Genomic DNA, 10,556 nt, shown 5'->3' on the forward strand with positions numbered 1-10,556 from the left:
CGGTCGCTCTCGTCGTCGATGTCGTAGAGCACGAGCCCGTCGGGCTCCAGGCCGTCGAGCCGCTTGCGGGTGATGTCGGCGATCTCCTGAGCCCGCTCGGGGGTGGTCGTCTGCCTGGGCGGCGTCACCGCGAAGAACAGAAATTCACCTGCGCGGTCACGGATGCGCTGCTGGAGGTCCACGGCAGCGACCCTAACCGGTCGGCTCGTTCCGTCGTGCTCCGAACGCAGCCGTAATGCCTTGCTACTGACAGTTCCCCGGCACCGTGACTACGTCCCCGCGGGTGCGCCGGGCGTCGCCGGGGGCGAGCAAGCTGGTGAGTTCGGCAATCGCCTCGGGCGACGGTCTGAAGTAGCGGCGGACGTTCTCCGGCTTCTGTGCCGGGACATCGCCATCAGCATCAGCAGCGAGGCGCCCTGTTCACCGAGATGGGTCAGGGCGGAGTGACGGTACTCGTGCAGGTCCCAGTGGCTGTGCCCGGTCCACGCACGGCGGTGTGCTCGTCGAGCAGAGCGCGGACCTGCCCGTACGACAGCCGGGCCAGTCCGGTGTCCGGGCAGACGGAGCTTATCCGGGAACCATGCGCACACAGCTGCGGCGGGACACCCAACGCGCCTGCTGAACCGGCAGGGGCACATCGACCCCCCTCGCTCAGTGGTGTCGGGCGGATTCGCCAGCTACCGGCGCCAGATCAAGGCGCAGGCCAACCTCCAGGAAGGGCGCCACGCGCTCGCCCGGAAGATCTTCCACGGCCGTTCGGGGCAGCTCTACCAGCGCTACCAGGACGGCATGGAGAACCAGATCGGCGCCCCCGGCTTGGTCCTCAACGCCGTCGTCCTCTTCAACACCCGCTACATGGACGCCGCGGTGAGTCAGCTGCGCGCAGAAGGCTTCTGTCCGCGACGAGGACGTGGCCCGCCTCTCGCCGTTTGTACGGCAGCACATCAACATGCTGGGCCGGTACTCCTTCCGGCTTCCTAACCTGCCCGGCGGACTGCGGCCTCTACGCGATCCGGATGCCAGCGAGCAGTGAGGACCGTCCCGGCCCGACGCACCTGCGTACTGCACGACCCCACGGCCCGGAGTTTCCATTCGCCGCAATGCACCGACCGGGGACTGCGGGCCGACCTGAGAACCCGGGGCAGTTCCCATGATGATGATCTCTACGCCGTAGATTAGGCACATGGCGGAGGGGACGCCGGGCGCGGCGAGAACGCGGTTACCGGGGAAGCAGAAGCGAGGGCGGCACGCCGCCACGAAGTCTGGCGCGGCAAAGGGCGGGCTGATGCGCTCGTCCATGCTGATGGCAGCGGGGACGGTGGTGTCCCGGGCAACGGGCCTGCTGAGAACAGTCCTACAGGCTGGGGCACTCGGAGCGGGACTGCTCGCTACGACGTACAACCAGGCCAACGTGGTGCCGGCGAGCCTGTACTTCCTGCTCATCGGCGGTGCGCTGAACTCCGTACTGGTCCCGCAGCTGGTGAGGGCCAGGATGGAGCAGCCGGATGGCGGACGGGCCTTCGAGCAGCGTCTGGTCACCCTCACGATGTCCGTGCTGGGAATCGGCACGCTGCTCGCCGTTTGGGCGGCGCCGCAGATCATCAGCCTCTATCAGAGCGACTCACCGGCCAACCACGAAGCGTTTCAGCTGACGGTGGTCTTCGCGCGGTTCCTGCTCCCGTAAATCTTCTTCTATGGACTGTTCAGCATCCTGGGCCAAGTGCTCAACGCCCGGAACAAGTTCGGCGCGATGATGTGGACCCCTGTCCTCAACAACGTCTTCCTGATCTCCATGTTCGGCGTGTACCTCGGCATGATGACCGTCCCGGACTCCATCCAGGACATCACTCAGACACAGGTCACGTTGCTCGGCGCGGGCACGACGCTCGCCCTGGCGACCCAGGCTCTTGCCCTGATCCCCTTCGCCAGGGCCGCCGGCTTCCGCTTTCGCCCACGTTTCGACTGGCTCGGCACAGGCCTGGGCAAGAGCATCAGCGCGGCCCGCTGGACCCTGCTGTTCGTCCTCACCAACCTCGTAGCCAGCACGGTGGTGACCCGCTACGCCTCTGCAGCAGACACGGCACTACCCAATGGCGGTGTGGGCTTTTCCGCCTACACCTACGCGCAGACCATCTGGTCGCTGCCGCAGTCGGTTATCACTGTCTCGCTGGTTACCGCCCTGCTGCCGCGGATGAGCCGGGCCGTCGCCGAACACCGCCTGGACGACATGCGCGGTGACCTCTCCCGAGCTCTGCGGATCAGCGGCGTCGTCATCGTTCCCGCCGCCTTCTTCTTCGTCGCCCTCGGTCCGGAAATGGCGCAGGTGGTCTTCGCTCACGGAGCAGCCGATCCGGCGTCCATCGTGCCGCTGGGCCAGATGCTCCAGGCTTTCGGACTCGGCCTGATCCCCTTCTCCGCGCAGTACATGCTGCTGCGCGGCTTCTACGCCTTCGAGGACACCCGGACCCCGTTCTGGATGGCCGTGTGGATAAGTACCGCAAACATTGCTCTGGCCACCGCCTGCCATCTGCTGATGCCCCCGCGATGGGCCGTCACCGGCCTGGCCGGCGCCTACGCCGCCTCGTACGCCATCGGCCTGCTCATCACCGCGATGCTGTTGCGACGACGCCTCGAAGGCCGGTTGGATGGCAAGCGACTGTGCCGCACCTACGGCAAGCTGACGGCCTCTGCCCTGGCGGCGGGAACGCTGGGCTGGTTCGTGGCCCGCTCCTGCTCCAGCACTGTCACCTCGACCACCTGGGCACCTGCTCTGGGCCTCGCTGCGGGCGGCCTAACCATGTTCCTGGTGTTCGTGCTTCTCGCACGAATCTTGAAGATCAGCGAGCTGCGGAGCCTGCCGGGCCTGGGGGGAGCGCCGGTCTCGGCTGAGCACCCGCGGCAAGGGTGCTGGACTCCATGACGCAACTGTAGAGACGACCAGGCACGCCGCGGCCCCGGAATGCCATGTTCTCCACTTTGGTCAACGGACAAGGACCCGAAGAACCTTTGCCGAGAGCTCCGGGGCGAGAGAGGATGCGTCCATGATCGACACGGAGGAGAACCCCGAGGAAGAGGTCGCAATCGCTGCGGCGAAGGACGGTGAACTGCGCCTGCACGACCCCGCCGTCCGCGTCTCCGCCGTCGGCGTCCGGCTGTTCGACCCAGAGTTCGTCGAGGTCGGCGCCTCCGGGCGGCGCTGGACGTACGAGGAGATGGTCGCGGCGCTGCCCACCCTGCACGGCGGAGCGGAAAGCCTGCACATCGAGGCCTCCAGGATGCGCGGGGTGCTCCTCGCCCCGGACCTCGTGCACCTGACGTACGAGAGCGTCATCGCCGGCTGCCGGGCCCGCCGCAGTTCCCTGTGGCGCAAGGGCGAGGGCGACACCGGATGGCGGCTCTACTACCAGCAGGGCACGCCCGTCCCCGAGGGCTGAACCGTCCCCGGCTCTACTCCTGAACGAGGTCGTGGACAGCCCGTTGAGGGTCGGTACCACAGGCGACGTCTGGCAGGTGAGCCGTCCCTGACCTACCGTCCGCGGTGGGGCGACACAGCATGGCGCAGCGGGCGGCCTCGGTGGCCGACTAGTTGCCTGGGAGGCTCATGTACGTGAGGTCAATGAGAACCGGCCTTAAGACAGGTCCTCATTGACCTCACGTACATGAGCTCGGCTTCGCGAACAGCCTCAGGTTGCGCGTCGCAGAGGAACGACGACCTCTTCACCGGTGCACTTAGCGCCGAGCCGGTAGTAGCTGATGTGGGCGAGCCGCTCAGTTTCCTCGAGCCACCCCGCCTCGACGACCTGGCGCCGGGTGCGGGAAAAGACGGTCGGGGACATGCCGACGAGCTTGGCTAGGTTGGCGCCGGTCTCGACGACGGCGCCGGCGCGGTCGGTGGGGTGCATGGCGTAGAGCATGACGACCAGCCGTTGGTTGGCGGTCATGCCGGCCGTGCGCTGGAGGATGTCCAGGAGTTTGTGCTTGTCGTCGTTGTTCACCGGGCCTCCCACCGCGAATGGATCGTGTTGTCGAAGCCGGGGATGTCCGGCGGGTTGCACGTCTTGATCGCTTCCCGTTGCTCGATGCCGGTCCCGTGGAATGCGATGTACGGGCTGATCCGGTAGAGCCGGTAGTTACCGATGCGTCCGCGTTCGACCAGGATGCGCCGTTTGAGTAGCTTCCGGTTGATTTTGCCGACCGCGTCGGCGGTCATCCCGACCTTCTTGGCGATGTCAGCACCGGTCGCCCTGAGAGGTTCCATGCCAGCGGGAGAGACTCCGATCCACCACAGCACCATGAACTTCTGGCTGGGGGTGAATTCCTTGCTCTCGGTGATGGCTTCGACTCGGGCCTTGTCGACCTGAATGTGCTCGCCCGAGAAGGCGTAGGGCGCATAAGGGATGGCCTCGCCGGTGTCGGCATCGACCAGTCTGCGTACTGCTCCCAATCGGGCCCTCCGTGGCTGGGCATGTCCTCAACGTCGATGAGTACGGTCCTGAGGCCGACCAGATCAACTTAACGTACATGAGCACAGAGTTCATGTAGTCCGCTCTCAGGGCGTGTCGCTCAACCTGGCGTCGATGCGCCCAGGCCCTCACACCTACTCAGGAACGAGCCGGCTCATGTACCTGACGTCAATCTACTCAGATCCTTCAGGCGTTGTACCGGTTCTCCGAGCAGCAGCACTCAGGCTCTCAAAGCTGCCTGCCGTGACCCTCTAAACCGGGTACACGCTGGCCAGAACCGGGTGCCAGATCGTCAGATCCCCCCAGAATCACGGTCTTCGCAGGTCACAACCCCGATGGAGGCGGCGCTCTCTCTAGCAGTAGGACATGCCATCACCGGCGGCAGCTCCCACCCACACACCGTGCCGCGCAGGCGATCGCGCGCGGCGTTGCTCAGCACGCGTCCTGGGGCGCACCCAACCCCCGCTTCCTACCACCCGTCGACGAAGCAACTTCCTTTGCTACCACCTCCTCAGCCGACGAAAGCACGCCACAACGCACAGGCGGCTGACCAAGAACCCGCCACGTGGGTCTCCATCAGCCCGCGACGGCCTCAGCCACGCTGCTCTAAATCCCCTCTCGAGCCGCGGCCGCCCGACCATGGCCACGTCCCTCGGTGCACCGCAGGCCCGCCAGGGGCCGAGGACGCGCCGACCGTATGCGCGAAGAGCCGTTCAGCCGACACGGTCGGTTGCCTGGACCCTGCTGCCAACTCACAGATCGCCCACCCCCTCTCCCTCCCCCCCGATCCTCCTGCTCTCCCCCCTCCCCCCACCCACGCTTCTGTTGCTGCCCAGCTTGATTGTGAGCAGGGTGACGCAGCTTTGATTATCGGAAGGACCTCGGTAAGGACCGCGGCAAGCTTGCTCTCCACGCCTGTTCACAGCGCGTGCCGGAGCAGCGGACTGCCGACGCGCCCGGAACCAAGCCAGTAGCAGGGCGTGTATCGAATGTATTTTCCAGGAGATCGTCAAGCTGCCCGGCTACGGTGCGGGCATGGTGAATTTCGTGCTGGTTGCAGGTGCACGGCTCGGGGCGTGGGCGTGGGGCGAGGTGGTGCCGTATCTGCGTGCTGCTGGCCACGGCGTCTATCCGTTGACGCTGTCCGGTCTTGCTGACAAGCAGGGTGTACCGGCGGGGCAAGCGACTCACGTCCAGGACATCGTTGCCGAGGTAGAACGCCAGGGTCTGCGTGACGTAGTCCTGGTGGGTCACAGCTACTCGGGCATCCCGGTCGGTCAGGCCGCAGAGCGGATCGGTGACCGACTGGCCCGCGTGGTATTCGTCGACTCAAGTGTTCCAACTGACGGCGAGTCGTTTGTCTCCGCCTGGCCGGACGGCGGGGAGGCAGTGGAGGTATCGATCGCCGAGAACGGAGGGTTTTGGCCGCTCGCGCCAGCTGCTCACTTTGACGGCGAAGGTCTCACCGATGAGCAGATCGCACGCCTCGTGCGTGGCTCGACGCCTCACCCAGCCGCCACGCTGACCGAGCCCGCCGTGCTGGCGGGGCCGCTCGGTGAACTCCCGGCCACATACATCCTGTGCGTGATGCCGGGGGCCGAGCCAGACGACGCCGAGCCCGACGAAGATGTGGCCGAGCTGCTGAACAGCAAGCACTGGCGGCTGGTCAAGATGGACACCGGCCATTGGCCGATGTTCTCCCAGCCGCGCGAGCTGGCGCAGATTCTCCTCAATGCTGCCGTGGAGTGAGAGCACATCCATGCCTGCGGGCTCGGAGGCGCTTGATGTGTGCTGGTCACAGCCATTCGCCGATTGCCGCTATGAGGACGATCGCCTCATAGCGGACCGCTAGCTTGTCGTACCGCGTGGCGACGGCGCGGTACCTCTTGAGGCGGTTGATCCCACACTCGACCGCGTGGCGCTCACGGTAGTCGACCGGGTCGAACTTCGGCGGCCGGCCACCGGGAGAGCCGCGCTGCTTGCGGTGGCGCGCCTGGTCGACCTTGTCCGGGATGGTGCAGCGGATCCCCCGGCGACGCAGATAAACGCGGTTCTTGCGGGAGGCGTACGCCTTATCAGCACGCACCCGGTCAGGACGGACGCGCGGCCGGCCCGGCCCGATGCGGGGCACGCGAACCTTCCTCAGCACGGTTCGAACTGCGGCGAGTCGCCGCGCTGCCCGGCCGTTACCACGATCGACATGGGCTTCTGGCCCTGCTCGACGGCCAGGTGCACCTTGGTAGTGAACCCGCCGCGCGACCGTCCCAGTCCATGATCCCGTCCGGGCGGGACATGCCGCTTTCGCCGCCTGGCTGAGCACCGCGGCCGGCACCGGCTGGCGGGCGGTCGGCCGTCTGCTCACGGTGCCTCCGATCAGCTGGACGGCCCGTGGCGTGTACCGGCTCACGGCCGGCAACCGCGGTCGCATCCCCGGCCCGTGGCGCCAGGGCGCCTCCTGCCGGATCGACCGGTAACCAGGCCGCGCGGGACCCGGGCGCTGGGCCCGCCGGTCCTCGGCCGCCGTCCGCGCCCGCCACCCGGGTCGGCGCCACTCGTGCGCACACCGGACGCGGTCGGCCACCGGCTCGGGCTCGTCGCGGGCGACCTCCTCATCGCCCTCCCGCCGCTCGCGCTCGGCCCCGACCGGCCGGAGGAGATGGTCTCTTCGTCCTACCCGAGGGACCAGCGTCCGCAGCCGCCCCCCTACTAAAAAGGGCCCCCAACTCCTATCTCTGACACCTCGCAAAGTAGGCACGTCTCCGCTGGCCAGCGGTTCAGCAGTCCGCGAGGTAAGAGCGCTGTCATCAGCCGCATGGCAGCAGGCCACGGGCGATAAGGAGGCACCAAGCTAGGGCCGTGGCAGGTCTCTCGTGAATAGGATCAAGCAACTGCGGATTCGTAACACAAAGGGGGATCACATGAGGTGCGCCGTCAGGGTAGCCGTGGCGGGATTGACAGCAGTATTGATCGCAGCCTGTTCCTCGCACACCGAGGCAAAGAGGGAGACGGGGACAAGCAAGGGAGCGAGTGGCGCAGACCCAACAGCCTCAGCTGTCCAGGCCGCCAAGCGGTACCAGGAGGCCGTCAACGACGACGACTGGCAGCGGGCTTGCCAGATGAGGACTGAGCAGTTCCGCCATGGCAGCGTCCATGAGTGCGTCACTGATAACAAGGCGCCCGCCAGCCCCTCACCGTCACCGTCACCGACCGAGAGTGACGCCTTCCCCCCGTTGAAGCGGGCGGATGGCTCGACCATCCCGCCGAAGCAGACACCCAGTGACAGCGGACCCGATCAAACCGAGACGGGTACCGTCACCGCCGGCAGCCCGGTGTCTGTGCCTGCGACCGGCGAACACCCGGCGGGGACGGGAGTGCTGATCCAGTTCAAGGTCGTGCAGCCCGACAGCACCACGACAGTCCGCAGTGCACTCCGGGTCGTACGGGAGAACAACCAGTGGCTGGTCGACCAGGCCGAGGACATCGACGAAGCGGATGACGCACATGGCAATCCGGTCCATGACGCGCTGATGCGCAACTGAGCGAGTCTGGACACTGCTGCCTAAGCGTGAAACGGCCTGCCCGGCTCAAAAGCAACTGCATTGGCCTTCGCCGGCCACCAGCCCCCCGCTTCCCCGGTACCGCCCGGCGCGGACGGCGCTCCCGTTGGTGCAGGTGCGTGCGCGCCGGACGCCACCGGGCCTGTGGTGCCCTCGCCCGGCAAGTCGACCGCTGTAGTTCAGCCGCGAGGGCCGCGCCGTCTGCGTCCGGCGCGGCCCTCGCACGAGTTGAGGCTACCCACCCCACCGCTGCCCCGTGAGCGCTGCCGCCCTCAAGTCTTCCTCAGAGAATGGATCATCTCGTTGTCGCGCACATGACCGTCACATAGTGTCCAGGAGCTCGATCGCCACGGGGGCGGTCCACCGGAAAGGTGTGACATGGGCATCGGTTCACGGCGCGCATCGACCAGCGCTGCCATCGCCGCGCTTCTTGTGTGCTTCGCTACCACGGCAAGCGCGGTCGCTGAGGAGGCGCCGGCCGACCAGCCGACCACCTCCACCGACCAGACGACGGAGATCAACGACAGGCAGGGCTGGGAGGAGGAGACCGAACAGCCGGTCTACGAGCGACTCCCGCATCACTGTGATGGCCCGTCGACCTGGTACAGCATGTCGAAGCAGGCGTACCACATTCCCTCATGGTGGAACGGCACCAAGTTCAAGGACGGGCCTGGGGGCACCATATCGGTGTCCGTGACCAAGGCGGGCACCATCAGCGCCGAGGTCTCGGGCAGCGGCGAGTACTCGGTCGGCGCCATCCTGGCCAAGGCCAAGACCACGATCTCCGTCAAGATCGGTGGCAGCGTGACCATCACCACTGGGCACAACTACTCGCACGACATCAGCAAGAACAAGTACGGCCACCTGCAGTACGGTTCATGGGGATACAAGGTGTCCTGGAAGCAGTACCGCCGCAGCGGCGCCTGCGGATCCGTCGAGATCGGCCATGGCACGGCGACGCTGCCGACCTCCGAGACGGGCTGGAAGTATTGGGAAACCGCCTCATGACCCGTGCGCACCGTCGGACGGGACTTACCGGATGCGCCGTGCTTGCCTCGGCGCTGCTCCTCGTGTCCTGTTCTTCAGGCGCCGACAAGGGGAAGGACACCGATCATTCCCCCTCGCCCGTGCCGAGCCGTTCCGCGTCTGGGGGAAGTACGGACGAGAAGAGACTCACCGAGCAGGCACAGGCTGCCCTAGCTGCTGTGCACAGCGGTCAGCTGGTCGAATCCGGTGCAGAGCGGGTGACCGACGGCATTCACACCGAGCCCGATTTGACCAAGGGCAAGACGTACAAGCTCTACCTGGTCTGCTACGGCAGCGGCAGCGCACGACTGGCGTTGAAGCCGGCGAGTGCGGGCAGCCCGACGACAGTGCCGTGTGATCAATCGGTGGTGCAGCAGCGGATCACCGGACAGAAGCCGCTACGGATGGACGTCGATGGAGCTCAGGGAGCGACGGGCGTGATTGCCTGGCGGATCGACGCGGTGTGACCTGTGTGTCTGGCAGGAAGGGCCTCGGCGCTGTCGCCGAGGCCCTTCCTGCGCTGTACAGCGGGACATGCCCTCGACTCCGCGTCCCCGAGATCCGCCGGCTTGGGCTTTCTTCCCCCGTACACAGCCCGGAGCCAGCCACACGGACTCGCCGAAGCGCCCGCCCGGACTGTGCCGGACGGGCCGCTCCCCCGCTGGCCGTGCTCTCAGATCCCAGTGACGCCCGCAGCAATGTACGGATGCCGGTGGCTCCGTTCACGTTTGGCGGCAGCACTTGTGCATGAGTTCCGGTGGCAGTTGGTGATCACTGCGCCGAGAGATGTTCTCGAGTTTTGACGGCAGCGCCGTGCCGTCGTCGCCATCGAGTGATCAATTGACTGTGCCTTGGCAAGCAGCGTCCGTAGGGTTTGCGCATGGCGGATGAGAGTGAGCGGGCCGTGCAGGCAGCTATCGATGGGGAGATGCGGCTTCTCGATCCCGAGGTGCGTGCTTCCCCGGCCCGTGTCCTGGAGCTTCTGGATCCGGAGTTCACCGAGATCGGGGCTTCTGGGCGCCGTTGGGACGTGGAGTCGATCCTCACGGTGAAGAGCGGCGGCTCGGTGTCCCCGGAGTCTCCGGTCAAGGTCAGTGAGATGTCCGGAGTCGTCCTCGCTCCGGGCATCGTTCATCTGACGTACTTCGCCGACAACAAGGGCCGTCGGGCTTGGCGGAGTTCTGTGTGGCGCCTGACGGAGACGGGCTGGCGGATGTACTTCCACCAGGCCACTTTGACCGGGTGAGTGGGTGGGACCGCCGCCCGCGCGGGCGGCGGTTACCCAGCCGAATCGGGCGGCTTCAGCTGGCCGTGGCTGGCGCTTCCGCTCGGGTGCTGGCGAGTCGGTAGGAGTCGGTGCCGGTGTCGATGATCGTGCCGTTGAAGGTGAGCCGGTCAACGATGGCCGCGCAGAGATCTGGGGCTGGCACTTGTTCCTCATCGAGAGTTCCTGCTGTCACCTGGCCGTATCCCCTTTCTGGGGGCCTCGTTGAATCTCGTGGCGGCACCC

Annotated in this window: 9 protein-coding genes and 6 pseudogenes; 9 read left to right on the top strand and 6 right to left on the bottom strand. The window is 66.5% G+C overall.

The genetic code is table 11. From position 1 onward, the window contains the following. Together AB0J12_RS39095 and AB0J12_RS39100 are read right to left on the bottom strand one after the other, a co-directional pair. A pseudogene (locus AB0J12_RS39095) lies at positions 1 to 182 on the bottom strand (5,10-methylenetetrahydrofolate reductase); the annotation flags it as partial. A gap of 61 nt (positions 183 to 243) precedes the next feature. Beyond that, positions 244 to 562: pseudogene (locus tag AB0J12_RS39100) on the bottom strand (hypothetical protein); the annotation flags it as partial. Between the two features lie 137 nt (positions 563 to 699). Here AB0J12_RS39100 and AB0J12_RS39105 point away from each other — a divergent pair. The 3 genes and pseudogenes from AB0J12_RS39105 to AB0J12_RS39115 all read left to right on the top strand — a co-directional run. Next, positions 700 to 1,033, top strand: a pseudogene (locus AB0J12_RS39105) (Tn3 family transposase); the annotation flags it as partial. A 252-nt stretch (positions 1,034 to 1,285) separates the two neighbouring features. Continuing rightward, a pseudogene (gene murJ, locus AB0J12_RS39110) lies at positions 1,286 to 2,920 on the top strand (murein biosynthesis integral membrane protein MurJ). Between the two features lie 121 nt (positions 2,921 to 3,041). Next, positions 3,042 to 3,434: a DUF4440 domain-containing protein gene (locus tag AB0J12_RS39115; RefSeq protein WP_363269577.1), complete on the top strand. Its 393-nt coding sequence runs from the start codon at positions 3,042 to 3,044 to the stop codon at positions 3,432 to 3,434. Between the two features lie 249 nt (positions 3,435 to 3,683). Here the strand turns inward: AB0J12_RS39115 and AB0J12_RS39120 are convergent, their stop codons facing one another. Both AB0J12_RS39120 and AB0J12_RS39125 read right to left on the bottom strand, forming a co-directional pair. Then, the gene (locus AB0J12_RS39120) at positions 3,684 to 3,995 is read right to left on the bottom strand and encodes a replication initiation protein, RepL2 (protein WP_363269579.1); all 312 of its coding nucleotides are present in this window, start codon (positions 3,993 to 3,995) and stop codon (positions 3,684 to 3,686) included. After that, positions 3,992 to 4,444 (bottom strand): MarR family transcriptional regulator, encoded by a 453-nt coding sequence (locus tag AB0J12_RS39125; RefSeq protein WP_363269580.1) that lies wholly within the window; start codon positions 4,442 to 4,444, stop codon positions 3,992 to 3,994. Before AB0J12_RS39125 ends, AB0J12_RS39120 begins: the two co-directional genes overlap by 4 nt. 1,054 nt (positions 4,445 to 5,498) lie before the next feature. On the opposite strand from AB0J12_RS39125, the gene AB0J12_RS39130 reads away from it, so the two are divergent. After that, the gene (locus AB0J12_RS39130) at positions 5,499 to 6,212 is read left to right on the top strand and encodes an alpha/beta hydrolase (protein WP_363269581.1); all 714 of its coding nucleotides are present in this window, start codon (positions 5,499 to 5,501) and stop codon (positions 6,210 to 6,212) included. Between the two features lie 46 nt (positions 6,213 to 6,258). On the opposite strand, the pseudogene AB0J12_RS39135 reads toward AB0J12_RS39130, so the two are convergent. Further along, positions 6,259 to 6,740, bottom strand: a pseudogene (locus AB0J12_RS39135) (IS5 family transposase); the annotation flags it as partial. A 277-nt stretch (positions 6,741 to 7,017) separates the two neighbouring features. Between AB0J12_RS39135 and AB0J12_RS39140 the strand changes: the two are divergent. The 5 genes from AB0J12_RS39140 (at position 7,018) to AB0J12_RS39160 (ending at position 10,292) form a co-directional block, all read left to right on the top strand. Further along, a complete protein-coding gene (locus tag AB0J12_RS39140; protein WP_363269582.1) occupies positions 7,018 to 7,173 on the top strand; it encodes a hypothetical protein in 156 nt (51 codons plus the stop codon). 406 nt (positions 7,174 to 7,579) lie between these two features. Next, positions 7,580 to 8,002, top strand: a complete 423-nt coding sequence (locus AB0J12_RS39145) for a hypothetical protein (protein WP_363269583.1) — start codon at positions 7,580 to 7,582, stop codon at positions 8,000 to 8,002. Between the two features lie 396 nt (positions 8,003 to 8,398). Next, the gene (locus tag AB0J12_RS39150; protein ID WP_363269585.1) at positions 8,399 to 9,028 is read left to right on the top strand and encodes a hypothetical protein; all 630 of its coding nucleotides are present in this window, start codon (positions 8,399 to 8,401) and stop codon (positions 9,026 to 9,028) included. Beyond that, a complete protein-coding gene (locus tag AB0J12_RS39155; protein WP_363269586.1) occupies positions 9,025 to 9,513 on the top strand; it encodes a hypothetical protein in 489 nt (162 codons plus the stop codon). Before AB0J12_RS39150 ends, AB0J12_RS39155 begins: the two co-directional genes overlap by 4 nt. A 413-nt stretch (positions 9,514 to 9,926) precedes the next feature. Next, entirely contained in the window at positions 9,927 to 10,292 is a 366-nt protein-coding gene (locus AB0J12_RS39160; protein WP_363269587.1) for a DUF4440 domain-containing protein, read from the top strand. 55 nt (positions 10,293 to 10,347) lie between these two features. On the opposite strand, the pseudogene AB0J12_RS39165 reads toward AB0J12_RS39160, so the two are convergent. After that, positions 10,348 to 10,556 (bottom strand): annotated as a pseudogene (locus AB0J12_RS39165) (hypothetical protein); the annotation flags it as partial.

Origin of the sequence: Streptomyces sp. NPDC049915, from assembly GCF_040656475.1 — a bacterium.
In the GTDB taxonomy this organism is placed as follows: Bacteria; Actinomycetota; Actinomycetes; order Streptomycetales; family Streptomycetaceae; genus Streptomyces.

What these genes read in the sequence shown, in the direction of transcription:
- AB0J12_RS39150 (WP_363269585.1), top strand. Translation starts at nt 8,399, where the DNA reads ATGGGCATCGGTTCACGGCGCGCATCGACCAGCGCTGCCATCGCCGCG.
- AB0J12_RS39145 (WP_363269583.1), top strand. Translation starts at nt 7,580, where the DNA reads ATGAGGACTGAGCAGTTCCGCCATGGCAGCGTCCATGAGTGCGTCACT.
- AB0J12_RS39160 (WP_363269587.1), top strand. Translation starts at nt 9,927, where the DNA reads ATGGCGGATGAGAGTGAGCGGGCCGTGCAGGCAGCTATCGATGGGGAG.
- AB0J12_RS39155 (WP_363269586.1), top strand. Translation starts at nt 9,025, where the DNA reads ATGACCCGTGCGCACCGTCGGACGGGACTTACCGGATGCGCCGTGCTT.
- AB0J12_RS39115 (WP_363269577.1), top strand. Translation starts at nt 3,042, where the DNA reads ATGATCGACACGGAGGAGAACCCCGAGGAAGAGGTCGCAATCGCTGCG.
- AB0J12_RS39130 (WP_363269581.1), top strand. Translation starts at nt 5,499, where the DNA reads ATGGTGAATTTCGTGCTGGTTGCAGGTGCACGGCTCGGGGCGTGGGCG.